Genomic DNA, 23,083 nt, shown 5'->3' with positions numbered 1-23,083 from the left:
AAGCCGGCGTGTTCATCGCCACGGCGGCCGTGGCCGACTGGCGCCCGGCCACGGCGTCAGACCAGAAGATCAAGAAGGACGGCTCGGGCCAGACCCCCACGCTGACCTTCGTCGAGAACCCCGACATCCTGGCGGCCGCCGCGCAGTCCGAGCCTGCGCGTAGCGGCCGGCTGTACTGCGTGGGCTTCGCCGCCGAAAGCCATGACCTGCTGCAGCACGCCAGCGCCAAGCGCCTGCGCAAGCAGGTGCCGCTGCTGGTGGGCAATATCGGTCCCGCAACCTTTGGGCGGGATGACAATGCCCTGCTGCTGATCGACGAGGCTGGCACCGTGGAGCTGCCGCACGCCTCCAAGTCCCTGCTGGCGCGCCAGCTGGTGGCCGAGATCGCCCGGCGCCTGCCGCCCGTCCGTTGACACCACCGAAGGCCCGCATGTCACAGAACACCTACGAAGGCCCCCGCCACGGCGACTATGTGCGCTATGTGGATGAGCTGCTGCGCGCCAGCCCCCTGTACCGCTCTGCGGCCCACGGCTGGATAGTGCAGGGACGCAGCGATTTCACCGATGCGGTGGCCACGCCGGGCGCGCAGTCCCAGTCCGTGGTCGAGCGCGTGCGCGAGCAGGTGCAGGCTGCGGCCGAGAAGGCGCGCATCGCCGCGCAGCAGGCTTCGGTGCCTGCCTTGCCGGGGCGCCAGCCGTCTGCAGGTGACAGGAACGGCGACAGGAATGGTGGCAGGGCCGATCGCGGCCGGCAGGCGGCGCGGGCACAGCAAGCCCAGGCCTCCTCCGCCGCCAAGGCCGTCAAGAAGACGGTCTTCAAGATAGGTCCGGGCCAGTTGCTGGGTATCGTGATCGGCCTGATCCTGGCCGTGGTGATTCCGGGCATCGGCCCCTTCATCCTGCTGCTCACCATCATCAATGCCATCGTCAAAGGCTTTCGCAGCGGGCTCAAGTCGTCCGGGTGACGGCGCGGGGCACAATGCGCGCTTTGCTTTTCAAGAGAGCCTGCCGTGAGGCGCTCCCCAGATTGTTTCCATGAACGTTGATATCAAGATCCTTGACGCGCGCCTGCGCGAGAACATGCCCGCCTACGCCACGCCGGGAAGCGCGGGCCTGGACCTGCGCGCCTGCATCGATGCGCCGCTGACGCTGGAGCCCGGCCAATGGCAACTGGTGCCCACGGGCATGGCCATGTACCTCAAGGACCCCGGCTACGCGGCCATGATCCTGCCGCGCTCGGGCATGGGTCACAAGCACGGCATCGTGCTGGGCAACCTGGTCGGCCTGATCGACAGCGACTACCAGGGCCAGCTCATGGTCAGCGCCTGGAACCGCTCGACCACGGCCTTCACGCTGCAGCCCATGGACCGCCTGGCCCAGCTGATCATCGTGCCCGTGGTGCAGCCCAGCTTCAATGTGGTCGAGGAGTTCGAGTCGGCTTCCGAGCGCGGCGCGGGCGGCTACGGCTCTACAGGCAAGCAATAAGGCGCTCAGCCAGAAAACGCCCGCAGCCGCGCTGCCCGGGCATCGCTCCAGGGAGGAATCCGCATGGCCAGGCCATCCCGGCGCACGCGCCACCGCCCATCCGCATCATGGACGCGCGTGATGCTGACTCAGGAAGACCGCATGCGCCGCCGCCTGCAGCAGCGCCACTGGCTGCGCCTGCATGCGGCGCTGACGGGCGGGTTGAGCCTGGCAGGCATGTCGCTGTTGAGTCTGGGCCTGCTGCACGCGGGCATGCACAGCATGGCGCTGCGCTATGGCGTGGCCCTGGCCTGCGGCTATCTGCTGTACCTGCTGCTGCTGCGCCTGTGGGCCGAGTGCATGCTGCGCCGCGACTGGGAGGGGTCCGATGTTCCCGATGTGACGCCCGGCGGCAGCGGTTCTTCACCGGCCCGCACGCCGGAGGCTGGCGGATTCGACAGCGGGCAGGGCGGCTCGTATGGCGGCGGTGGCTCCAGCGGCAGCTGGGATGACGGCGGCGCCATGTCCGAGGCCGCTTCCTCGGCCTCGCAAGGCTTTGATGTGCCGGGCATCGATGGTCTGGACGAAGGCGCCGTCGTCCTGGTCCCCGTGCTGCTGGTGTTTGCGGCGCTGCTGGTCGCGGTCACGGGGGCAGGGTCGTTGCTGTGGCTGGTCTTTGGGGCCGACCTGTTCCTGGCCGTGGCGGTGGAGGTGGCCTTTGCGCTGCTGATGGCGCGCACGCTCTATGTGGTGGAGCGCGAGGGCTGGCTGCTGGCCGCGCTGCGCCTGAGCTGGAAGCCGGTGCTGGGCGCACTGGTGGCCGCCGTGGCGCTGGGCGCGCTGGCCGACTGGCTGTTTCCGCAGGCAGACACCCTGGTGCAGGTGCTGCGTGCGCTGAGAGGACACTGAAAGGCCCCTGAGAGGGCACAGAGCCGCTGCTGTGCGGCTCCTGCCGTCACGCCTGTCTTTTTGCCCCCGGCAGGCGCAGCTGCATGCGCAGGCCGCCCAGCGGCGAGCGGCTGGCCGCGATGCTGCCGCCATAGGTCTGCACCAGGTCACGCACGATATCCAGACCCAGGCCTGCGCCGGGCCTGCGTTCGTCCAGGCGCTCGCCGCGCTCGAAGATGCGGCCAAGGTCGGCGTCTTCGATGCCGGGGCCGTCATCGTCCACCGTCAGCAGCAAGGGGCCGCCGGCCTGATCGTGCTCCAGGCCCTGGACTTCCAGGCTCACGGCCTGGGCTGCCCACTTGCCGGCGTTGTCCAGCAGGTTGCCCAGGATTTCCATCAGGTCCTGGCCATCGCCCAGAAAGTCCCAAGGCTGCACATCGCCCTTCAGCGCGAAGCGGATGCCGCGGCCGGCGTGCAGCCGCTCCATGGTGCGCACCAGCGAGGCCAGCGGCGGCTCCAGCGGCGTGCGCAGGCCCGTGGCCTGGCGGGCCGCAGCGCGGGCGCGTGCCAGATGGTGGTCCACCTGGCGGCTGGCGCTGGCGACCTGCTCGCGGACCAACTCGGCCAGCGTCCCGCCTTCCTGCGCGGCGGCATTGCCGAGGATGGACAGCGGCGTGTTCACCGCATGGGCCAGGTTGCCGGCCTGCGTGCGCGCGCGCTGCACCATGTCGGCGTTCACATCCAGCACATGGTTGAATTCCTGCACCAGGGGGCGCAGTTCCTGGGGAAACCGGCCTTCGAGGCGCGGCGTTGCCCCCTTGCGCACGTCGGACAGGCCTTTGCGCAGCAGCTGCAGCGGCCGCAGCGCCAGGCGCAGCTGCAGCACCACGGCCAGCACCAGCCCGGCCGCCAGCGTGCCCAGTGCGGCGATCAGCATGGTGGTGAAGCGCTGCATCGGCTCGGCCAGCAGGGCGCTGTCGGCCGCAACGATCAGGCGCAGCGGCGGCGCGTCGGCTTCGGGCAATTGCAGGGGGCGTGCCACGGCCACGAGCTGGTGGCCCTGGCCATCGGGCAGCATGCCCGTGCTCAACGCCGTGTCTTCCCGGTGTTCACCGGGATTGCCGGCATCGGCGCGGAACTGGTGCCAGTCCAGCGTCTGGTCCCACAGCGAACGAGAGCGCAGCAAGCCGGCCTTCTCGGGCGGACCCGCGCCATCGCTCACCTGGTCGATCTGCCAGTACAGGCCCGACAGCGGCTGCGCCAGGCGCGGATCGCCCACGGCCAGCCCGACTTCGATGCGCCCTCCGGGCAGGCTGTTGACGGCTGCGCTGAGCTGGTCGAGCTGCAGCACCAACTGCGCCTGCAACTGCTGCGCGATGTGGTCGCGGAACAGGCCGCGCAGCCCCCAGCCGGCCAGCAGCACGGCCGCCAGCACCCAGGCCAGCGTGCCGGCCAGCAGGCGCAGGCGCAGCGAATCACCGAGCCGGGATACCTGTCTTTCCTGTGGCGCGTTCATGCAGCGGGCGCGCCTTCCACCAGCCGGTAGCCCAGGCCGCGCACGGTCTCTATGCTGCCGGCCGGCAGCTTCTTGCGCAGGCGGCCGACGAAGACCTCGATGGTGTTGGAGTCGCGGTCGCTGTCCTGCGGGTAGATGTGTTCGGACAGTTCGGTGCGCGATATCACCTGCCCCACGCGCTGCATCAGCAGGGCCAGCACCTTGAATTCATGGCTGGTGAGCGTCAGCGGCTGGCCGGCGACGCTCACGCGGGCATGGCGCGAGTCCAGCACGATGGGGCCGCATTGCCACTGGGCGCTGGCGTGCGGGCTGAGCCGGCGCAGCAGGGCGCGCAGGCGGGCCATCAGCTCTTCCATGTGGAAGGGCTTGGCCAGATAGTCGTCGGCGCCGGCATCCATGCCGGCCACCTTCTCATGCCAGGCGCCGCGCGCCGTGAGGATCATCACGGGCATGACCCGGCCCTGCGCACGCCAGGCGCGCAGCACGGTGAGCCCGTCGCGCACGGGCAGGCCCAGGTCCAGCACGGCGGCGTCGAATTCCTCGACCTCGCCCAGGTACTGGGCCGTTGCGCCGTCCGCGGCCGTCTCCACCGTATGGCCTGCCTGCTGCAAGGCCTGTACCAGTTGCCCGCAGAGCGTGGGCTCGTCTTCCACCACGAGGATTCGCATCTGCGTCTAGTCCTTGCGCTTGAAGCTCAGCACCTTGCCATCGCGTGCATCGATCTTGAGCTTGGCCACGCGGCCGCCCGATTGCAGCAGCCGGATCTCGTAGATGAAGCGGCCGTCGTCATGCTCGAACTCGACCTTGATGACCTGGCCCTGGTAGTCGCGCTCGACCTGGTCGAGCACGGTGCGCAGCGGCAGCACGCGGCCTTGCTGCAGGGCCTGGCGTGCGAGTTCATGGTCGCTGTCGCCGGCGTCCGAGGGCGTGGTCCAGGATGCCAGGGCCGCCGCCATCAGCAGCAGTGCGGCCAGCAGCATCCAGGACCTGCGAGGAATGGAGAAGGATGGAGTGGGCATGGAAAATTTTATAGCCCAGCGTGGATGAACCTCAGATGAACGGCTGCTTCAGCTTGCGTTCATGGCCTGCATCGAACAATGGCTGCACGCCGTCGCAATCCAACGGAAACGAAGGCGCAGCAGCCGGCAGATGCGGCCTTTTCAAATGCATCGCCAGCCCAATCGCCGACCCAATCGCCGGCCCAGTCGCCGGCCCAGTCGCCGTCCTTCACATGCCAAGGAGAACCTCATGCCTTCCATCCGACAACTGATTTCCCGCGCTGCACGCCATGGCCTGACGGGCCTGGGCATTGTTCTGATCGCCACTGCCGGGCTGGTCGCCCAGGTGCAGGCCCAGGCAGCCGCCACGGGCGGGCCATCCGTGACCGTACAGGCCGGCGAGGCCGTGGCCACCACGGTGGCCTCCGTGCGCGGCGCCTTCCAGGGGCCGGGCCTGAGCATCCGCGAAATCTTCGAGCGCATGGAAGTCCTGGGCTACCGCGACCTGCGCGAGATCGAGTGGGAGGACGGCCTCTACCAGGTCAAGGGCCAGACTGGCGATGGCCGCCCTGTGAAGCTCTACGTCGATGGCAACAACGGCAACGTGCTCAGCATCCGCGCACGCAATTGAGGCCGGGCGGGCAGGCTGATTTTTGTCAGCAAGTGTTCTGTCCGGTCGGCAGGCATGCGGCCTGGGACGTTGAAGCGGTATGCAGCCGCCGGCCGGTCCGGTGGCTGCCCTTGATCGATCCACGGACAGTACACAGGAGATTCTCATGCCTTCCATTCATCGCTTGAGCGCCATGGGCGCCGGCTGCATTGCCGCGCTGATGCTCAGCGCCTGCGCGGGCTACCCCCAGCAGGGCGGATACCCGGGTGGCGGCTACCCTGCCGGTGGCTATCCAGCCGGCGGCTATCCGACCAGCGGCTACCCCAGCGGTGGCTATCCCAACGGCGGCCAGCCCGGCACGGCCTACCCGGGCGGCGGTGGCTATGCGCAGCAGGGGCGCGTGACCAATGTGCAACTGGTGCAGATCCAGCAGCCCAGCGGCATTGGCGGCTCGGGCATAGGCGCCGGGGCCGTGGTGGGCGGCGTGGTCGGCGGGGTGCTGGGCCGCCAGGTGGGCAAGGGCAGTGGGCGCGACATCGCCACCATTGCGGGCGTGGTGGGCGGTGCCATGGCGGGCAATGCCATCGAGAAGAACACCGGCCCTGGCGACCTGCGCGATGTCTACCGCGTCACCGTGCAGTTGAACGACGGCAGCACGCGCGTGTTCGACTACCAGAACAATCCGCAGCTGCGCATAGGCGAGAGCGTGCGCGTGGACAATAACCAGCTGATTCGCTGAGTACCAGGCTCGCTCCATGCAAAAGGGCTCCCCGCAGGGAGCCCTTTGCCATTTCAGCGCGGCAATTTCAGTGCAGCGTGTCGTTGCCCGGCGCCATGGGCTGGATGCGGAAGAAGCCGGTACCGGCCGAGCCGCGGCCGATTTCTTCCTCGGTGGCTTCGCGCACGCCTTCGACCTTCAGGTGCAGGCGCAGCGCAATGCCGGCCAGCGGGTGGTTGCCGTCCAGCACCACGTGCTCGGGATAGATTTCCGTGACGGTGTAGAGCAGATCGGGCTGCACGGCGCTGCAGCCCTTGGGCAGAGCGCTGGCCTCGAAGCTCATGCCTTCTTCCAGCTCGGCCGGGAACAGGGCGCGCGGCTCCAGGAAGATCAGGCTTTCGTTGTAGTCGCCAAAGGCTTCCTCGGGCTCCAGGTGCAGGTCCAGGGTCTTGCCCTGGCCGTGGCCCTGCAGAGCTTCCTCGATGCGCTTGAGCAGATCGTCGCCGCCGACCAGGAACTCCACGGGCTCATCGAGCACGTCCAGTTCCTCGCCCAGGGTGTCCTTGAGGGTCCAGGTCAGAGCGACCACGCATTGTTCTGTGATTTCCATGGTGTGCAGCTTGTGCGGCCCATGCCGCGGTGGGGAAAAAGAAAGACCGCCGCGCGCGCCCGTGTTTGACGAAGGCGTGCCGGCGGCCGCGTTGGCGCGATTTTCCCACGGCTGCCCAGCTGCTGCGCAGGCCGGGCAGCGAGTCCTGCCGATCAGAACGGATAGTGGCGGGGGGTGGTCTGCATGGTGATCCAGCGCGTCTCGGTGAACGCATCGATGCCTGCCTGGCCGCCGAAGTGGCCGTAGCCCGAGTTTTTCACGCCGCCAAAGGGCATCTGTGCCTCGTCATGCACGGTGGGGCCGTTGACGTGGCAGATGCCGGCCTCGATGCGCGCGGCCACGCGCCAGCCGCGTGCGGTGTCGCGGGTGTAGACGGACGAGGACAGGCCGAATTCGTTGTCATTGGCCATGGCGATGGCCTGCTCCTCGCCGCGCACGCGCACGATAGCCTTGACGGGGGCGAAGGTTTCCTCGCGGAAGATGTCCATCTCGGGCGTGACGCCGTCGATCAGCGTGGCGGCCATCAGGGTGTTGGTGGCCTTGCCGCCGCACAGCAGCCTGGCGCCCTTGGCCAGCGCGTCGTCGATCAGGCGGTTGGCACGCTCCACGGTGGCCATGTCCACCACCGAGCCCAGCACCACGGGGCCCTTGCGCGGATCGCCCAGCGGCAGCGAGGTGGCACGGGCCACCAGCTTGTCCAGGAAATCGCCGGCCACGGACTCGTCCACGATGATGCGTTCGGTGGACATGCAGATCTGGCCGGAGTTGGCGAAGGCACCGAAGGTGCAGCCGGCCACGGCGGCGTCGATGTCGGCATCGTCCAGCACCACGAAGGGCGCCTTGCCGCCCAGCTCCAGGATGGCGGGCTTGAGGTACTTGGCGCAGGTCTGGCCGAGGATGCGGCCCACGCGCGTGGAGCCGGTGAAGTTCACGCGGCGCACGGCCGGGTGGGCCACCATGGCTTCGACCACGGCACCGGCATCTTCGGGCGCATTGGTCACGAAGTTGACCACGCCGGGCGGCAGGCCGCCTTCCTGCAGGGCCTCGATGATCAGGCCGTGCGTGGCGGGGCACAGTTCCGAGCCCTTGAGCACCACGGTGTTGCCGCAGGCCAGCGGCGTGGCAATGGCGCGCACGGCCAGGATGACGGGTGCATTCCAGGGCGCAATGCCCAGCACCACGCCAGCGGGCTGGCGCACGGCCATGGCCAGGCTGCCGGGCACGTCAGAGGGAATGATCTGGCCATTGATCTGGGTGGTCAGCGATGCGGCCTCCAGGAACATGTTGGCGGCCAGGTGCACGTTGAAGCCGGCCCAGATGCCCGAGGCGCCCGTCTCGGCGGCCATGGCGGCGGCAAACGCCTCGGTCTTGGCCTCCAGCGCCTGCGATGCCTTCATCAGCATCTGGCGGCGTTCGGTCGGGCCCAGTGCGGCCCAGGCGGGGAAGGCCTTTTGCGCGGCCTCGACGGCGCGCACGGCATCTTCGGGCGTGGCGGCCGGGGCGCGCGTGGCCACCGATCCGTCCAGCGGATTGCGGCGCTCGAAGGTGGCGCCGTTGCCGGCCTGTGCGGCCTGGCCTGCGATGAGCATGGTTTGTTCGATCATGACTGTCTCCTTGGTATGCGGTTGTGGCCTGGGCGTTGGCGCTGCCTGGCGTGCCGGTCATCGTAGAAGCAGGCGATGGCGCAGGCAGCCCGCTGCGCGCACAAAGCGCATGACGGATCGTGCACAGGCTCCGGGGTTTACCCTTGTCCTGGCTGTCCGCGGGGAAAGCCATGGGGCGCGACGGGCCTGCACTTTCCCATAATCACGTCCATGGCCGCACACAGATCCTTCACCCGTGCGGCGAGCAGGAGAGACCGCACATGACCGATGCCATGGTGTTGAGCACCGACGGACTGCCGCCCGGCGAGACGGCGTCGGCCTGGCACGCCTGGATGTCGCGCCTGTTTGCGGGCCTGGATACCGATGTCTATGGCGATCGCCTGTTCGAAGGCCATGTGCGCGTGGCCAATGCCGGCGATGTGGTGCTGACCCGTCTGGAGGCGGGCCGCCACCGCGTCATGCGCAGCATGCAGGGCCTGCGCGCCCATGAGTCCCCCTATCTGAAGATCGTCGCGCCCTGGGAGGGCGTGGCCAGCGTGCGCCAGCACAACCGCGAGGCCAGCGTGCGCAAGGGCAGCTGGGTGATCTATGACACGGCGCAGGAGTACGAGGTCACCAACCCCGAATGGTCCGAACACCTCATCGTGATGCTGCCGCGCCAGGCCATCGTGGAACGGGGCATCCGGCTGGAAGGGCTGATGGGGCGCAACGTGGGCGGCAGCTCGGGCATTGCCCGCATCGCGCTGGAAACCATGCGCAGCACCTACCAGGAGTTGCCCGGCATGGCGCCGCATCTGGCGCGCCGCGCGGGCGAGCTGCTGGTGGACATGGTCCATCTGTCGCTGCAGGAGCTGGCCGGGCAGGGCACGGCAGGCACGCAGCAGCTGGCGCTGCAGGACCGCATCCGCGCCCATGTGGCGGCCCATCTGCGCGACCCGGGCCTGTCGGTGGAGTCCGTGGCCGCCGCGCTCAACTGCAGCAAGCGCCATCTGCACAACGCCTTTGCGGACAGCCAGACTAGCCTGGGCGCCTTCATACAGCACAGCCGCCTGGAGCTGTGCATGCGCGAGCTGCTGCAGCCCGCCCAGGCGCAGCGCACCATCACCGAGGTCGCCATGGATTGCGGCTTTGGCAGCACCGCGCATTTCAGCCGCGCTTTCAAGATCTATACGGGTCTGTCGCCCTCGGATTTCAGGGCCATGCGCAAGCCGGCCGGCTGACTGCCACGAAGCCATTGCGGGGCAGCTTGCGCTGGCGCCAGGACAGGGCAATGCCCGCATAGGACAATGCCGCCCTGTCTCTTCGCTCACTTCGGACCATTTCATGGACACCAACACACCGCTTGCCCTGCTGGGCGGGCTTACCGCTTCCCAATTCATGCGCCGCCACTGGCACAAGAAGCCCTTGCTGGTGCGCCAGGCAATCCCGGGCTTCAAGCCCCTGATTCCCCGCGCCAGGCTGCTGGCCATGGCAGGCGAGGACGGTGTGGAGTCGCGCCTGATCCAGCAGCAGGACGGTGGCCAATGGAAGCTCAGCCACGGCCCGCTGTCGCGCCGCAGCCTGCCCTCGCTGCAAAAGCCCGGATGGACCGTGCTCGTGCAGGGCGTGGATCTGCACGACGACGGCGTGCACCAGCTGATGCAGCAGTTCCGCTTCGTGCCCGAGGCGCGGCTGGACGATCTGATGATCAGCTTTGCCACCGACCAGGGCGGCGTCGGCCCGCATTTCGACAGCTACGACGTCTTCCTGCTGCAGGCGCATGGCCGCCGGCGCTGGCGCATCGGCCGCCAGAAGGACCTGTCGCTGCAGCCCGATGTGCCGCTGAAGGTGCTCTCGAATTTCGAGCCCGAGGAGGAGTTCGTGCTCGAGCCCGGCGACATGCTCTACCTGCCGCCCAAGTGGGCCCATGACGGCATCGCCGAGGGCGAGTGCATGACCTACTCCATCGGCTTTCGCTCGCCCGCGCGCGACGAACTGGCCCGCGAGCTGCTGCTGCGCATGTCCGACGAGCCCGATGAACCCGAAGCGCCCATGGTCTACCGCGATCCCGACCAGCCCGCCGTCGAGGCTCCGGGCGAGATTCCGTCGAGCCTGCACGACTTCGCGCGCAAGGCGCTGGAGCGCGCGCTGGCCGAGCCGCTGGCGCTGGAGCGCGCTCTGGGCGAGTACATGACCGAGCCCAAGGCCAATGTCTGGTTCGAGCATGGCGAGGAACACGGCATGTTCGAGAGCGTGGTCCTCGACCGCCGCACGCGCATGATGTATGACGCAAAACACATCTTCATCAACGGCGAAAGCTATCTGGCCGGTGGCCGCGATGCCACCCTGATGCGCAAGCTGGCCGATACGCGCGCCCTGTCACGCGCCGATCTGGCCAAGGCCAGCGATGACGCGCTGGAGCTGCTGTCCTCCTGGTTTGACGCCGGCTGGGTGCGAGGCGGGCCGCTGTCCTGAACCGGGTAGACGCTGTGACGCAGTCATGCTAAGTTCGGGCATTCACCGTTGACAGCGTTCTGCTGATTCAAGGCGGACTCTGATAGATTTGTAAAGAATTGTCTTGAGTTCGTCAGTAAATTGACAGCAACCTGGTTTTGTTACACAGTGGACGCCAAGGCAGCTTCTTGCTGCCCCATTCGGACTTGGCAAGAGGATTTGTGCGGAATTGTTCAGAGGTTGTCAGTTTCAGTCAGCCTCGAAAAAATCTCCCTATAATTCGCTCCAAGTCGAATGAATGTGTTTGACGTGGCCTGGCTGCCGCGTACCGGTTGCCCGCATCCGGTGGCGCAAGTGGCGGGGCCCCTCCTGTGTACTGTCTTCTTACCTACTCTCTAGGAAACTGTGATGAAGAACTCTCTGATCCTGGCTACCGTGATCGCTGCTGCAGCTCTGGCCGCTTGCGGCAAGAAGGAAGAGGCTCCGGCCCCCGCTCCCGCACCCGCCGTTGAAGCTCCCGCACCGGCAGCTCCCGCTCCCGCAGAAGCTCCTGCTGCTCCCGCCGCCGACGCAGCAGCACCTGCCGCTGATGCAGCCGCTCCTACTGCTGTTGCTCCCGATGGTGCCGCTGCAGACGCCGCCAAGGCTGCTGCCGACGCTGCCGCCAAGGAAGCCACCAAGCAGTAATTCGGCCCTCGCCGATGGCAGAGGTTTCGGCCTCTGCCGCGAAAAAACCGCATCCTTCGGGCTGCGGTTTTTTTTTCGTCTTCGCTTTGCTTTGGTCCAGTAAAAAAGCCACCGGCAAATGACTGCGCGGTGGCTGCAAGCCAAGGGCGGACGCTGCCGCCCCAAGGCCCGAAAAGAGGCTTGCTTACTTCATGTCGTCGGTGATGACGCGCACGATGCGCTGGGCATTGGCCGATGTCTCGGGCTGGCCCTGGGTGTTGAGCACGGTGACGGTGGACTTGTCGCCTTCGCTGCGCACCTGGATCTGGTACTTGACCGGCGCGGCCGCATCGGGCGAGCGGCTGAACAGCTTGCTGAAGAAGCCCTTGGGCTCGACCTTGGCGTCAGGCGCGACATAGCGCACGAAGTAGATGCCGCGGCTGCGGTCACGGTCCTCCACGGTGAAGCCCGTGCGGTCCAGGGCCACGCCGACACGGCGCCATGCGCGGTCAAAGCCTTCGTCGATCTGCAGCACGGGCTGTCCGTTGGCGGATTCCATGCGCACGCTGCCGGTGGCGGCTGCCGTGGTGGTGTTGGCCTTGGCCACGGCATCGGCCTGCTCCTGGCTCACGCCGAGCTTGACCATCAGGCGGCGCAGGAATTCGGTTTCCAGTTCCGGGTCGGAGGGGCGCGGCTGCCAGATGGTCTGGTCCTTCTGGGCGCTGGTGTAGACCTCCTGCATGCCGCGGTGCGTGATGTAGACCTCGGTGGAGCCATCGGCCGAGCGCTCCAGGCGTGTGCGGAAGCGGTCGCGCTCGCTGGTGGAATACAGGCCGTCGAAGACCTTGCCCAGCGTCTTGCGGATCACGTCCTGCGGGATCTTGGCGCGGTTCTCGGCCCAGTCGGTCTCGATGATGCCGAGCTGACGGTCTTCGGTGGTGAAGATGAAGCCGTTTTCCAGCCAGAAGTCACGCACCGGCTCCCACAGCTGGTCGGCAGGGCGCTTGATCACCAGCCAGCGCTGCTCGCCGTTGCGCTCGATGCGCACATCGCCCATTGCAACGGTAGCAGTGCGGCCTTCGCTGGGCTTTTGCGCCTTGGAGTTGGCTTCCATGGCTGCGGCGGAGACCACGCCGCCGGGCACGGCATAGCGCGAATCCGTGGACAGCTGGGTCAGATCCGGGGGGACTTCCAGGGTGGGCGCCTGCTGCTTGCCGGCGCTCTTGTAGTCGATCTTGCTCTCTTGGAACGTGGTCGTGCAGGCTGTCAGGCCGATGGCCAGGCTCAGCAGGCTCAGACGTGCAATGGGCTGTTTCACGCGAATATCCTTGGTGCGTTCGGTCGGTGGGGCGGGGCGCCTCACAGCAGGCCAGCGGAGCCCAGGGCGGCTTCCACGGTGGCTTCCAGGTTCTTGCTCAGAGGTGTCATCGGCAGGCGCATGGCCGGGCCGCACAGGCCCAGGCGCGCTGCGGCCCACTTGACGGGAATGGGGTTGGCCTCGACGAAGAGGTTCTTGTGCACGGGCATCAGGCGCAGCTGGATGTCCATGGCGGTGCGCACATCACCGGCCAGGGCCGCCTTGCACAGATCGCTCATCAGGCGTGGCGCCACGTTGGCCGTGACGCTGATGTTGCCATGGCCGCCGCACAGCATCAGGGCCACAGCGGTCGGGTCATCGCCGGAGTACACGCCGAAGTCCTTGGGCACTTCACGGATCAGCCATTGGGCGCGCTCGATGTTGCCCGTGGCTTCCTTGATGCCGATGATGGCGGGGATCTGCGCCAGGCGCAGCACGGTGTCGTGCTGCATGTCGGCCACGGAGCGGCCGGGCACGTTGTAGAGCACCACCGGCAGGTCGCCCACCGCTTCGGCAATCGCCTTGAAGTGCTGGTACTGGCCTTCCTGCGTGGGCTTGTTGTAGTAGGGCACGACCTGCAGCTGGCTGTCGGCGCCGACCTTCTTGGCGTAGCGGGCCAGCTCGATGGCTTCGTGCGTGCTGTTGGCGCCGCAGCCGGCCATCACGGGCACGCGGCCTGCGGCCTGCTCGACGGACACGCGGATGATTTCGCAGTGCTCCTCCACGTTGACGGTGGGGGATTCACCTGTCGTTCCCACCACGCCGATGCAGTCCGTGCCTTCGGCCACATGCCAATCGATGAGTTTTCGCAGCGCCGGGTAGTCAACACTACCGTCCTCGTGCATGGGCGTGATGAGGGCAACGATGCTGCCAGTGAGAGCGACGGAGGAGGATGTCATGTCCGCAAGAAAAAACGGGAAAGGATCATTCTAACGAGTGTCGGAGGCAGGCCCAAGGCGGGCGCCTGTAGGGATTCAGGCGATTGCAGAGCCTGACGCCTTCTGATGCGCCAGCATGGCCACGGGTTCCCGGCCTGTTGCATCGGGGCGCAGTGCCGCAATGCGCTGGACCATGCGATCGGGCTCGCCCAGCTGGCCGTGCTCGTAGGCCACGATGTGCCAGCCCGCGCAGGCCTGCAGCAGCTCGCCGGGCGCCAGCAGGAAATCGGGGCGGGAAGGCTTGCCGAAAGCCTCATTGCCCTGGGCAAAGGTTTCGTACAGCAGCACGCCGCCGGGGGCCACGCTGTCCAGCAGTGCCGGCCACAGAGGGCGCCACAGATAGTGGGTCACGACCACGGCGCCGAACTGCCGGCCGGGCAGGGGCCAGGGGCCGTTTTCGATGTCGGCGCACAGCAGCTCGCCCACGCCCTGCAGGCCGGCCAGGGCCTGGGCGTCGCGGTCCACGCCGGTGACGGCGTGGCCACGCGCATGGAACCAGCGCATGTGCCGGCCGGGCCCGCAGGCCACGTCAAGCACCGAGGCCTGGGGTGCCAGAAGGTGCGACCAGCGTTGGATCCAGGGCGAGGGCGGCGTGGCTGCGTGCATGTGCAATTTTGGAAATAAAGTGAAAGCGGCCGACATTGTGCCGGCAGGCCTTCGCCGCTGCCGCTTCCATTTCAGAAGCAGGCCCAGATCTGGTCTGCCATGCCCAGCATGAACTGCGGCTGCAGGTAGAGCATGAAGACCAGGCCCAGCACCAGCAGCACGGCGGCCCACAGCGCCAGCCTGCGCAGGATGCGTGGGCGGGGCCTGGTGGATGTGGTCATGGATGTCGTCATGTCAGGCAGCGGCCTGGGCTGCGCGCAACCGTGCCACGGGGGCTTCGCGTATGGGCAGGTTCAGCAGGCCGGCGGCCACGCCCAGGCCGATGGCCAGGTACCAGACCACCTGGTAGCTGCCCGTGTGGTCATAGAGATAGCCGCCCAGCCAGACGCCCAGGAAGCTGCCCACCTGGTGGCTGAAGAACACCATGCCGCTCAACATGGACAGATGCTGCACGCCGAAGATCTGGGCCACGGTGGCATTGGTCAGCGGCACGGTGGACAGCCACAGCAGGCCCATGGCGGCAGAGAAGATGTAGACCGACCAGGGCGTCAGCGGCGCCAGCAGGAAGAGCACGATCACCACCGAGCGCGTGAAGTAGATGGTGGACAGCAGGTAGCGCTTGGGCAGGCGCTGGCCCAGGTTGCCGGCCACGTAGGTGCCAACGATGTTGAACAGCCCCACCAGCGCCAGCGAGATGCTGGCCACCTGCGGTGCCAGGCCGTAGTCCTTGAGGTAGCTGGGCATGTGCACGCCGATGAACATCACCTGGAAGCCGCAGACGAAGTAGCCGGCCGTCAGCAGCACGAAGCTGGGCGTGCGCAGAGCTTCGGCGACGGCCTGGCCCGCGCTCTGGTCGCGCACGGGACGGGCGTTGCCTGCCTGGAAGCCCGGCTCGCGCAGGCCGAAGGCCAGCGGAATGATCATCAGCGCGCACAGCGACAGCAGCAGCAGGGCGTTGGACCAGCCGAAGTTCGAGATCAGGCTGCCTTCCACGGGCACCATGAAGAACTGGCCGAAGGAGCCTGCCGCCGCCGTCACGCCCATGGCCCAGCTGCGCCGCGCCACGGGAATCTGGCGGCCCAGCACACCGTAGATCACGGCATAGGTGGTGCCGGCCTGGGCTGCGCCTATCACCACGCCGGCCGTCAGGGCGAACCAGGTTGTCGTGGGCGCCATGGCCATGCCGGCCAGGCCCAGCGCATACAGCAGCGCGCCCACCAGGAGCACGCGGAAGGCGCCGAAGCGGTCGGCCAGCATGCCGCCGAAGATGCCGAGCACGCCCCAGGACAGGTTCTGGATGGCGATGGCCAGCGCGAAGGACTCGCGCGTCCAGCCCATCTCCTGGGTGATGGGCTGCAGCCACAGGCCGAAGCCGTGGCGGATTCCCATGGACAGCGTCACGACTGCGCCCCCGCACAGCAGTATCTGCACCATGGACATGGGTTGGTTGTTTTTTTGCATGCGGCAAACTTTAGCGAAACTCCGGGTTTTGCGCTGTGCCGCTTGGGTCGCCCATGCGCCAGCGCGGCCCTTGATGGCAGCGGCTTTTTCGGGATAGTCAATGTCAATGACTGTGAATGCATCCAGCACTGAGCCGGGCCGCGCACTACAATCCGCCCCCATGGCAGTCAAACCATCTCCCACTTCCGCCAGCGAATACTCCGAAGGCTCGATACGCGTGCTCAAGGGCCTTGAGCCCGTCAAGCAGCGTCCCGGCATGTACACGCGCACCGACAACCCCCTGCATGTGCTGCAGGAGGTGATCGACAACGCGGCCGACGAGGCACTGGCCGGCTTCGGCAAGAAAATCCGCTTCACCCTGCATTCCGACGGCTCCTACAGCGTCGAAGACGACGGCCGGGGCATCCCCTTCGGCATGCATCCCGAGGAAAAGGCGCCCGTGGTGGAGCTGGTCTTCACGCGGCTGCATGCGGGCGGCAAGTTCGACAAGGGCAAGGGCGGCGCCTACAGCTTCTCGGGCGGCCTGCACGGCGTGGGCGTCTCGGTCACGAATGCACTGGCCACGCGCCTTGAGGCCTGCATCCACCGCGAGGGCAAGGTGGCCACCATCGCCTTCTCGGGCGGCGACGTGGTCGAGCCCCTGCAGTCGCGGCCGCTGGCCGCGGGCGAACGCAAGCAGGGCACGACCGTGCGCGTGTGGCCCGATGCCCGCTATTTCGAATCGCCCCAGCTGCCCATGGGCGAGCTGATGCACCTGCTGCGCAGCAAGGCCGTGCTCATGCCCGGCGTCTCGGTGACCCTGGTCAACGAGAAGACGCGCGACACCCAGACCTGGCAGTTCAAGGGCGGCCTGCGCGACTACCTGCAGCAAAGCCTGCATGGCGAGGCGGTCATCCCCCTGTTCGAGGGCGAGGGCTTTGCCGACCGCCACCACGACAGCTTTGCCGAAGGCGAGGGCGCCGCCTGGTGCGTGGCCTTCACCGAGGACGGCGCACCACTGCGCGAAAGCTATGTCAACCTGATCCCGACCACCGCCGGCGGCACGCATGACAGCGGCCTGCGCGACGGCCTGTTCCAGGCGGTCAAGGCCTTCATCGAGATGCACTCGCTGCTGCCCAAGGGCGTCAAGCTCATGCCGGATGACGTCTTTGCGCGCGCCAGCTATGTGCTCAACGCCAAGGTGCTGGACCCGCAGTTCCAGGGCCAGATCAAGGAGCGCCTGAACTCGCGCGATGCCGTGCGCCTGGTCAGCGGCTATGTGCGCCCCGCGCTGGAGCTGTGGCTCAACGAGCACGTGGAATGGGGCCGCAAGCTGGCCGAGATCGCCATCAAGGCCGCGCAGACCCGCCAGAAGGCGGGCCAGAAGGTCGAAAAGCGCAAGGGCTCGGGCGTGGCCGTGCTGCCGGGCAAGCTCACCGATTGCGAAAGCCGCGACCTGAGCCTGAACGAGGTCTTCCTGGTCGAGGGCGACTCGGCCGGCGGCAGCGCCAAGATGGGCCGCAACAAGGAAACCCAGGCCGTGCTGCCCCTGCGCGGCAAGGTGCTCAACACCTGGGAAGTGGACCGCGACCGGCTGTTCGCCAACAACGAAATCCATGACATCTCGGTGGCCATCGGCGTGGACCCGCATGGCCCCAACGACACGCCCGACCTGTCGGGCCTGCGCTACGGCAAGGTCTGCATTCTTTCGGATGCCGACGTGGACGGCTCGCACATCCAGGTGCTGCTGCTGACGCTGTTCTTCCGCCATTTCCCCAAGCTCATCGAGGCCGGCCACATCCATGTGGCGCTGCCGCCGCTGTTCCGTGTGGACGTGCCTGCGCGCGGCAAGAAGCCTGCGGCCAAGATGTACGCGCTGGACGAGGGCGAGCTGACCGCCATCCTGGACAAATCGGCCAAGGACGGCGTGCCGCGCGAGAAATGCCAGATCAGCCGCTTCAAGGGCCTGGGCGAGATGAATGCGGAGCAGCTGTGGGAGACCACGCTCAACCCCGACACGCGCCGCCTGCTGCCCGTGCAGTTCATGAACCTGGACTTCGCGGCGGCCGAGCAGGTCGTCACCAAGCTCATGGGCAAGGGCGAGGCCGCAGCGCGCCGCGAGCTCATGGAGCTCCATGGCGACTCCATTGAAGTCGACATCTGACCCGTGACTGTGCTCCGCGCCGCCCCGAAGCACCGCCCGCACCTGGCGCGCGGCGCCGGGGTGCGCGCGCTGGCGGCGCTGGGCCTGGCCCTGGCGCTGTGGGGGCTGGCGCGGCCGGCGCATGCCGATCTCTGGGCCTTCGTGGACGAGCGCGGCATCACGCACTTCGCTGCCGAGGCGCTGGACGAGCGCTACAGGCTGTACTTTCGCGGCTCGGTCTATGACAGCGCCGAGCAGGGGCTCAAGCCCCCGATGGTGCAGGCCGAGGCCGCTGCCGACGCTGACGGCAGCGGCGATGCCGGCCACAGGCTGCAGGCGCATACGCGGCTGCAAAGCTTCTTCGACATCTCGCCGCGCTACAAGAGCGTGCGCGGCCATCTGCGCAAGGCGGCGGACCACACGGGCGTGGACTACGACCTGCTCAAGGCCGTGATCGCCGTCGAGTCGGGCTTTGACGCGCAGGCCATCTCGCCCAAGGGGGCGGTCGGCCTGATGCAGCTGATGCCGGCCACGGCCCAGCGTTTCGGCGTAGAGGCCAGCCGCCAGCGCAGCGTGCAGCAGCAACTGGCCGATCCGGCCGTCAACGTGCCGGCCGGCGCGCGCTACCTCAACCATCTGATGGGGCTGTTCCCCGGCCGGCTGGACCTGGTGCTGGCCGCCTACAACGCAGGCGAGGGCGCCGTGCGGCGCGCGGGCCAGGCCATCCCTCCCTTCCAGGAAACCCGCAATTACGTGAAGGCCGTGCTCGGCATCTACGAGCAGCTGCAGGGCGGGCGCGAGCGCGCGGGCCCTGCAGCGCCTGCAGCAGCGGCGTTGCCGGGCACCACGCCCCGGGTGCGCATGACGCTGCCCACAGGACTGCCCACGCCGCAATGAGCGGCATTCATTGCATTTTTTGAGATCACGAATTTCTTCATGAGCGACCAAACCTCTCTGGATCTGGCACAACAGGCGGCCGGCGATGCACTGGACCTGGGCCAGTACGCGCAACGGGCCTATCTCGAATACGCACTGTCCGTGGTCAAGGGCCGGGCGCTGCCCGATGTGACCGACGGCCTCAAGCCCGTGCAGCGGCGCATTCTGTACGCCATGGACCGCATGGGCCTGAGCTACAGCGGTCCCAACCACAACACAGCGGCCAAGCCCGTCAAGAGCGCACGCGTGGTCGGCGATGTGCTGGGCCGCTTTCACCCGCACGGCGACCAGTCGGCCTACGACGCGCTGGTGCGCATGGCGCAGGACTTCAACCAGCGCTATCCGCTGGTCGATGGCCAAGGCAACTTCGGCAGCCGCGACGGCGACGGCGCAGCCGCCATGCGCTACACCGAGGCGCGCCTGTCCAAGATCACGGGCCTGCTGCTCGACGAGATCGACATGGGCACGGTGGACTTCGTGCCCAACTACGACGGCAGCACGCAGGAGCCGCAGCAACTGCCCGCGCGCCTGCCGTTCGCCCTGCTCAATGGCGCCAGCGGCATTGCCGTGGGCCTGGCCACGGAAATCCCCAGCCACAACCTGCGCGAGGTGGCCGACGCCTGCGTGGCCCTGATCAAGCGGCCCCAGCTCAGCGACGAGGAACTGTTCCAGATCATCCCCGGCCCCGACTATCCGGGTGGCGGGCAGATCATCAGCAGCGCCTCCGACATCCAGGACGCCTATCGCACGGGCCGTGGCAGCCTCAAGCTGCGCGCGCGCTGGAAGATCGAGGAGCTGGCGCGCGGCCAGTGGCAGATCGTGGTGACCGAGCTGCCGCCCGGCGTCTCGGCGCAGAAGGTGCTCGAAGAGATCGAGGACATCACCAATCCCAAGGTCAAGACCGGCAAGAAGGCCTTGAGCCAGGAACAGACCCAGCTCAAGGCCAGCATGCTGGCCGTGCTCGACGGCGTGCGCGACGAGTCCAGCAAGGATGCGCCCGTGCGCCTGGTCTTCGAGCCCAAGACCGGCAAGGTGCCGCAGCAGGAACTGATCACGGCGCTGCTGGCGCATACCAGCCTGGAGTCGTCCAGCTCCATCAACCTGACCATGATCGGCCTCGATGGCCGCCCGGTGCAGAAAAGCCTGCGCCTGATGCTCGAGGAATGGATCGCCTTCCGCCAGACCACGGTCACGCGGCGCAGCCAGCACCGGCTGGCCAAGGTGCTGGACCGCATCCACATCCTCGAAGGCCGCCAGGCCGTGCTGCTGAACATCGACAAGGTCATCGCCATCATCCGGGCCAGCGACGAGCCCCGGCAGGCGCTGATCGATGCCTTCGCGCTGTCCGAGCGCCAGGCCGACGACATTCTGGAAATCCGCCTGCGCCAGCTGGCGCGGCTGGAGGCCATCAAGATCGAGCAGGAACTCAAGGAACTGCGCACGGAGCAAGGCAAGCTCGAAGACATCCTGGGCAGCGAAAGCACCATGCGCCGCCTGATCTGCAAGGAGATCGAGGCCGATGCCAAGCAGTTCGCCGATGCGCGCCGCACGCTGATCCAGGAGGAAAAGAAGGTCGTCGCCGAAGTCAAGGTGGTCGATGAACCCACCACGGTCATCATCTCGGACAAGGGCTGGGTGCGCACGCGCCAGGGCCATGGCGTCGATGCGGGCACGCTGAGCTTCAAGGCCGGCGACAGCCTGCACGGCACCTTCGAATGCCGCACCGTGGACCAGTTGCTGGCCTTTGGCAGCAACGGCCGCATCTATTCGGTGCCGGTGGCGCAGTTGCCCGGCGGGCGCGGCGATGGCCAGCCCGTGACCACGCTCATCGAGCTGGAGGCCGGCACCCAGATCCTGTACTACTTCGCCGGTGCCGAGGGCACGGCGCTGCTGCTGTCGGGGTCGGGTGGCTACGGCTTCGTGGCCATGGTGAGCGACATGGTCTCGCGCCAGAAGGCGGGCAAGGCCTTCGTCACGCTGGCCGATGGCGAGACGCTGTGCGCCCCGTCCACGGCCTACGGCGTGCCCATGGGCGCACGCGCCGAGCCGCAGGAAGGCGAGCAGGGCGCGGGCCTGCTGCTGCCGGCCACGCATGTGATCTGCGCTTCCACGGGTGGCCGCATCCTCACCTTCGAGATCGCCAGCCTCAAGCACATGGCCAAGGGCGGTCGCGGGCTGATGCTGCTTGATCTGGAGGACAAGGACACGCTGGCGGGCGCTGCCGCCTACACGCGCAGCATCCGCATCGATGGCGTGGGCCGCGGCGGCAAGGAGCGCAGCGAGACGCTGGAGATCCGCAGTCTCAACAATGCCCGTGGCACGCGCGGCCGCAAGGGCAAGTCGGCCGACCTGGGCTTCAAGCCGCAGAGCGTGACGCGCGTGGAGTAAGAGCGCGGCCGCCCCTGCAATGCCCTCCGCGAAAGGGGCGGATCAGGGGTTTCCTCTGGGTTTTTCCGCCCACCAGGCCCTCTTCCAGGCCTCAACATGGAGTCTTCCAAAATGAGGGAGACTGGATATGCTGCGACTTCGCATGGCACACAAGCTGTGGCTTGCAGTGGCCGCCATCGTGGTGGCGCTGGTGGGCGTGGTCGGCTTGTCGGGCTATCGCTCGGCCCAGGTCCAGGCCCGGTCCGAGGCGGTGACCCAGGAGATGCAGGCGCGGGTCCAGGCCGCCGTGCGTTGGATGGGGCTGACCGAAACCAACGCAGCCCGCACCCAGGCCGTGGTGGTCAGCAGTGATGCCGCGGTCGAGGCCGAGTTCAAGGACGTGATCTCCGCCACCTCGGCGCGGATCACCGAGGTGCAGAAATCGCTGGAAGCCATGCCCCTGTCCGACGCAGACAAGGCGCAGATGGCCAGGATTGCGGCAGCCCGCAAGACCATGATCGAACTGCGTGCCCAGGCACGCCAGCTCAAGGCCGACGGCCGGCAGGACCAGGCGTTGGTCTTGGTCAAGCAGTCCTACAACCCCGCCGTGGATGCCTACCTGCAGTCGCTGCGCGACTTCGTGCAGATGCAGGAGCAGGTGGCGCGCAGCAGCCAGCAAGAGATGGCCGCCTCGCGCAGGCTCACTGTGGGCTTTGCCGCTGCGGCCGTGGGCCTGCTGCTGCTGGGCATCGTCATCGGCGCCCATTTCCTGATTGCCAGCATCCGCCGGCCCCTGGCCGAGGCCAGCGAACTGGCCGAACGCATTGCCGCAGGCGACCTGAGCGCAGGCGTGCAGGGACAGGCACAGCGTGCTGATGAATTCGGCGACCTGCTGCGCTCGTTGCAGGCCATGAGCGAATCGCTGTCGGGCATGGTGCAGCAGGTGCGCCAGAGCACGGACAGCATCGCCATCGCCAGCGCCGAGATCGCCACCGGCAACCAGGACCTGTCCGTGCGCACCGAGCAGACCTCCAGCAACCTGCAGGAGACGGCTGCCGCCATGGAGCAGTTCACCAGCACGCTGCAGCAAAGCGCCAGCAGTGCCCAGCAGGCCAGCAGCCTGGCGGCGGGCGCGTCACAGGTGGCGCAGCGCGGCGGCGAGGTCGTGGCCCGGGTGGTCGAGACCATGAAGGGCATCAACGACAGCAGCCGGCAGATTGCCGACATCGTGGGCGTCATCGACTCCATTGCCTTCCAGACCAATATCCTGGCGCTGAACGCCGCCGTGGAGGCGGCCCGCGCCGGCGAGCAGGGCCGTGGCTTTGCCGTGGTGGCCAGCGAGGTGCGCACGCTGGCACAGCGCAGCGCGGCGGCTGCCAAGGAAATCCGCCAGCTCATCGGCGCTTCGGTGGAGCGGGTGGAGGACGGCGCCCGTCTGGTGGGCGATGCCGGCACCACCATGGAGGGCATCGTGCAGTCCGTGCAGCGCGTGGCCGACACCATCAGCGAGATCACGGCGGCCTCTTCGGAGCAAAGCGCGGGCGTGGCCCAGGTCAACCAGGCCGTGGGACAGCTGGACCAGATGACGCAGCAGAACGCGGCCCTGGTCGAGCAAAGCGCGGCCGCAGCGCAAAGCCTGCGGGAGCAGGCCGAGCAGCTGTCGCGCACGGTGGCGGTGTTCAAGGTGGCGCACCTGGCGCCTTCGCCGACGACGCTCGCAAGGCAGGCTGCGCCGGCGGTGCGCACTGCGCACAGCGCTGCCGCAGCGCCAAGGCGGCCGGCAGCAGCCG

Annotated in this window: 23 protein-coding genes; 13 read left to right on the top strand and 10 right to left on the bottom strand. The window is 67.7% G+C overall.

The genetic code is table 11. The features are described from left to right. The 4 genes from ACM14_RS28005 to ACM14_RS27990 form a co-directional block, all read left to right on the top strand. Nucleotides 1-413, top strand: a 413-nt coding sequence (locus ACM14_RS28005) for a phosphopantothenoylcysteine decarboxylase (RefSeq protein ID WP_302621878.1), incomplete at its 5' end; no start/stop codon positions are given. 17 nt (nt 414-430) lie between these two features. Next, nucleotides 431-964 carry a hypothetical protein gene (locus ACM14_RS28000; protein ID WP_063325374.1) on the top strand — a complete coding sequence of 178 codons (534 nt, stop codon included), beginning with the start codon at nt 431-433 and terminating at the stop codon, nt 962-964. Between the two features lie 70 nt (nt 965-1,034). Then, a complete protein-coding gene (dut, locus tag ACM14_RS27995) occupies nt 1,035-1,484 on the top strand; it encodes a dUTP diphosphatase (protein WP_034396440.1) in 450 nt (149 codons plus the stop codon). A 63-nt stretch (nt 1,485-1,547) separates the two neighbouring features. Next, nucleotides 1,548-2,372, top strand: coding sequence for a hypothetical protein (locus ACM14_RS27990; protein WP_063325373.1), 825 nt, complete (start codon nt 1,548-1,550; stop codon nt 2,370-2,372). Between the two features lie 46 nt (nt 2,373-2,418). On the opposite strand, the gene ACM14_RS27985 is transcribed toward ACM14_RS27990, so the two are convergent. The 3 genes from ACM14_RS27985 to ACM14_RS27975 are packed head-to-tail and all read right to left on the bottom strand — an operon-like array spanning nt 2,419 to nt 4,847. Further along, nucleotides 2,419-3,867, bottom strand: coding sequence for an ATP-binding protein (locus ACM14_RS27985; RefSeq protein ID WP_065347959.1), 1,449 nt, complete (start codon nt 3,865-3,867; stop codon nt 2,419-2,421). Then, a complete protein-coding gene (locus tag ACM14_RS27980) occupies nt 3,864-4,535 on the bottom strand; it encodes a response regulator transcription factor (protein ID WP_012206898.1) in 672 nt (223 codons plus the stop codon). Before ACM14_RS27980 ends, ACM14_RS27985 begins: the two co-directional genes overlap by 4 nt. A gap of 6 nt (nt 4,536-4,541) precedes the next feature. Beyond that, complete coding sequence (locus tag ACM14_RS27975) at nt 4,542-4,847, bottom strand: PepSY domain-containing protein (protein ID WP_012206897.1); 306 nt, start codon at nt 4,845-4,847, stop codon at nt 4,542-4,544. 268 nt (nt 4,848-5,115) lie between these two features. Between ACM14_RS27975 and ACM14_RS27970 the strand changes: the two genes are divergently transcribed. After that, nucleotides 5,116-5,496 (top strand): PepSY domain-containing protein, encoded by a 381-nt coding sequence (locus tag ACM14_RS27970; RefSeq protein WP_013801111.1) that lies wholly within the window; start codon nt 5,116-5,118, stop codon nt 5,494-5,496. A 145-nt stretch (nt 5,497-5,641) separates the two neighbouring features. Further along, complete coding sequence (locus ACM14_RS27965) at nt 5,642-6,214, top strand: glycine zipper 2TM domain-containing protein (protein ID WP_043819177.1); 573 nt, start codon at nt 5,642-5,644, stop codon at nt 6,212-6,214. A gap of 67 nt (nt 6,215-6,281) precedes the next feature. On the opposite strand, the gene ACM14_RS27960 is transcribed toward ACM14_RS27965, so the two are convergent. Both ACM14_RS27960 and ACM14_RS27955 read right to left on the bottom strand, forming a co-directional pair. Then, on the bottom strand, nt 6,282-6,803 hold the full coding sequence (locus tag ACM14_RS27960) for a peptidylprolyl isomerase (RefSeq protein ID WP_012206894.1): 522 nt from the start codon (nt 6,801-6,803) through the stop codon (nt 6,282-6,284). A 152-nt stretch (nt 6,804-6,955) separates the two neighbouring features. Continuing rightward, complete coding sequence (locus tag ACM14_RS27955; RefSeq protein ID WP_043819175.1) at nt 6,956-8,407, bottom strand: aldehyde dehydrogenase; 1,452 nt, start codon at nt 8,405-8,407, stop codon at nt 6,956-6,958. Nucleotides 8,408-8,667: 260 nt separating this feature from the next. Here ACM14_RS27955 and ACM14_RS27950 point away from each other — a divergent pair, with 260 nt between their 5' ends. The 3 genes from ACM14_RS27950 (at nt 8,668) to ACM14_RS31005 (ending at nt 11,527) form a co-directional block, all read left to right on the top strand. Further along, nucleotides 8,668-9,627 (top strand): helix-turn-helix domain-containing protein, encoded by a 960-nt coding sequence (locus tag ACM14_RS27950; RefSeq protein ID WP_013801114.1) that lies wholly within the window; start codon nt 8,668-8,670, stop codon nt 9,625-9,627. Nucleotides 9,628-9,730: 103 nt separating this feature from the next. Continuing rightward, nucleotides 9,731-10,861, top strand: coding sequence for a cupin domain-containing protein (locus ACM14_RS27945; protein WP_012206891.1), 1,131 nt, complete (start codon nt 9,731-9,733; stop codon nt 10,859-10,861). Nucleotides 10,862-11,248: 387 nt separating this feature from the next. Further along, nucleotides 11,249-11,527, top strand: coding sequence for a hypothetical protein (locus ACM14_RS31005; protein ID WP_084027460.1), 279 nt, complete (start codon nt 11,249-11,251; stop codon nt 11,525-11,527). A 184-nt stretch (nt 11,528-11,711) separates the two neighbouring features. Here ACM14_RS31005 and bamC read toward each other — a convergent pair whose 3' ends face one another. The 5 genes from bamC to ACM14_RS27920 form a co-directional block, all read right to left on the bottom strand. Then, on the bottom strand, nt 11,712-12,824 hold the full coding sequence (gene bamC, locus ACM14_RS27935; RefSeq protein WP_034396421.1) for an outer membrane protein assembly factor BamC: 1,113 nt from the start codon (nt 12,822-12,824) through the stop codon (nt 11,712-11,714). Between the two features lie 41 nt (nt 12,825-12,865). Continuing rightward, entirely contained in the window at nt 12,866-13,762 is an 897-nt protein-coding gene (dapA, locus tag ACM14_RS27930) for a 4-hydroxy-tetrahydrodipicolinate synthase (RefSeq protein ID WP_012206888.1), read from the bottom strand. 75 nt (nt 13,763-13,837) lie between these two features. Beyond that, nucleotides 13,838-14,407 (bottom strand): bifunctional 2-polyprenyl-6-hydroxyphenol methylase/3-demethylubiquinol 3-O-methyltransferase UbiG, encoded by a 570-nt coding sequence (locus tag ACM14_RS27925; RefSeq protein ID WP_034396418.1) that lies wholly within the window; start codon nt 14,405-14,407, stop codon nt 13,838-13,840. 71 nt (nt 14,408-14,478) lie between these two features. Beyond that, nucleotides 14,479-14,628 (bottom strand): hypothetical protein, encoded by a 150-nt coding sequence (locus ACM14_RS32210; RefSeq protein ID WP_013801118.1) that lies wholly within the window; start codon nt 14,626-14,628, stop codon nt 14,479-14,481. 13 nt (nt 14,629-14,641) lie between these two features. Then, on the bottom strand, nt 14,642-15,847 hold the full coding sequence (locus tag ACM14_RS27920) for an MFS transporter (protein WP_175403320.1): 1,206 nt from the start codon (nt 15,845-15,847) through the stop codon (nt 14,642-14,644). A gap of 181 nt (nt 15,848-16,028) precedes the next feature. Here ACM14_RS27920 and ACM14_RS27915 point away from each other — a divergent pair, with 181 nt between their 5' ends. The 4 genes from ACM14_RS27915 to ACM14_RS27900 all read left to right on the top strand — a co-directional run. Then, entirely contained in the window at nt 16,029-18,011 is a 1,983-nt protein-coding gene (locus tag ACM14_RS27915; RefSeq protein WP_034396412.1) for a DNA topoisomerase IV subunit B, read from the top strand. A 3-nt stretch (nt 18,012-18,014) separates the two neighbouring features. Continuing rightward, on the top strand, nt 18,015-18,887 hold the full coding sequence (locus ACM14_RS27910) for a lytic transglycosylase domain-containing protein (protein WP_065347956.1): 873 nt from the start codon (nt 18,015-18,017) through the stop codon (nt 18,885-18,887). Nucleotides 18,888-18,926: 39 nt separating this feature from the next. After that, entirely contained in the window at nt 18,927-21,314 is a 2,388-nt protein-coding gene (gene parC, locus ACM14_RS27905; RefSeq protein ID WP_065347955.1) for a DNA topoisomerase IV subunit A, read from the top strand. Nucleotides 21,315-21,441: 127 nt separating this feature from the next. After that, on the top strand, nt 21,442-23,083 hold a 1,642-nt coding region (locus tag ACM14_RS27900), incomplete at its 3' end, for a methyl-accepting chemotaxis protein (protein WP_065347960.1).

It is taken from the genome of Delftia sp. JD2 (assembly GCF_001682645.1).
GTDB lineage: Bacteria > Pseudomonadota > Gammaproteobacteria > Burkholderiales > Burkholderiaceae_C > Comamonas > Comamonas acidovorans.
The sequence above is the reverse complement of the archived record's forward strand: the minus strand, read 5'-3'. Positions and strand labels throughout refer to the sequence as shown.

What these genes read in the sequence shown, in the direction of transcription:
- ACM14_RS28000 (WP_063325374.1), top strand. Translation starts at nt 431, where the DNA reads ATGTCACAGAACACCTACGAAGGCCCCCGCCACGGCGACTATGTGCGC.
- dut (WP_034396440.1), top strand. Translation starts at nt 1,035, where the DNA reads ATGAACGTTGATATCAAGATCCTTGACGCGCGCCTGCGCGAGAACATG.
- ACM14_RS27990 (WP_063325373.1), top strand. Translation starts at nt 1,548, where the DNA reads ATGGCCAGGCCATCCCGGCGCACGCGCCACCGCCCATCCGCATCATGG.
- ACM14_RS27985 (WP_065347959.1), bottom strand. Translation starts at nt 3,867, where the DNA reads ATGAACGCGCCACAGGAAAGACAGGTATCCCGGCTCGGTGATTCGCTG.
- ACM14_RS27980 (WP_012206898.1), bottom strand. Translation starts at nt 4,535, where the DNA reads ATGCGAATCCTCGTGGTGGAAGACGAGCCCACGCTCTGCGGGCAACTG.
- ACM14_RS27975 (WP_012206897.1), bottom strand. Translation starts at nt 4,847, where the DNA reads ATGCTGCTGGCCGCACTGCTGCTGATGGCGGCGGCCCTGGCATCCTGG.
- ACM14_RS27970 (WP_013801111.1), top strand. Translation starts at nt 5,116, where the DNA reads ATGCCTTCCATCCGACAACTGATTTCCCGCGCTGCACGCCATGGCCTG.
- ACM14_RS27965 (WP_043819177.1), top strand. Translation starts at nt 5,642, where the DNA reads ATGCCTTCCATTCATCGCTTGAGCGCCATGGGCGCCGGCTGCATTGCC.
- ACM14_RS27960 (WP_012206894.1), bottom strand. Translation starts at nt 6,803, where the DNA reads ATGGAAATCACAGAACAATGCGTGGTCGCTCTGACCTGGACCCTCAAG.
- ACM14_RS27955 (WP_043819175.1), bottom strand. Translation starts at nt 8,407, where the DNA reads ATGATCGAACAAACCATGCTCATCGCAGGCCAGGCCGCACAGGCCGGC.
- ACM14_RS27950 (WP_013801114.1), top strand. Translation starts at nt 8,668, where the DNA reads ATGACCGATGCCATGGTGTTGAGCACCGACGGACTGCCGCCCGGCGAG.
- ACM14_RS27945 (WP_012206891.1), top strand. Translation starts at nt 9,731, where the DNA reads ATGGACACCAACACACCGCTTGCCCTGCTGGGCGGGCTTACCGCTTCC.
- ACM14_RS31005 (WP_084027460.1), top strand. Translation starts at nt 11,249, where the DNA reads ATGAAGAACTCTCTGATCCTGGCTACCGTGATCGCTGCTGCAGCTCTG.
- dapA (WP_012206888.1), bottom strand. Translation starts at nt 13,762, where the DNA reads ATGACATCCTCCTCCGTCGCTCTCACTGGCAGCATCGTTGCCCTCATC.
- ACM14_RS27925 (WP_034396418.1), bottom strand. Translation starts at nt 14,407, where the DNA reads ATGCACGCAGCCACGCCGCCCTCGCCCTGGATCCAACGCTGGTCGCAC.
- ACM14_RS32210 (WP_013801118.1), bottom strand. Translation starts at nt 14,628, where the DNA reads ATGACCACATCCACCAGGCCCCGCCCACGCATCCTGCGCAGGCTGGCG.
- ACM14_RS27920 (WP_175403320.1), bottom strand. Translation starts at nt 15,847, where the DNA reads ATGTCCATGGTGCAGATACTGCTGTGCGGGGGCGCAGTCGTGACGCTG.
- ACM14_RS27915 (WP_034396412.1), top strand. Translation starts at nt 16,029, where the DNA reads ATGGCAGTCAAACCATCTCCCACTTCCGCCAGCGAATACTCCGAAGGC.
- parC (WP_065347955.1), top strand. Translation starts at nt 18,927, where the DNA reads ATGAGCGACCAAACCTCTCTGGATCTGGCACAACAGGCGGCCGGCGAT.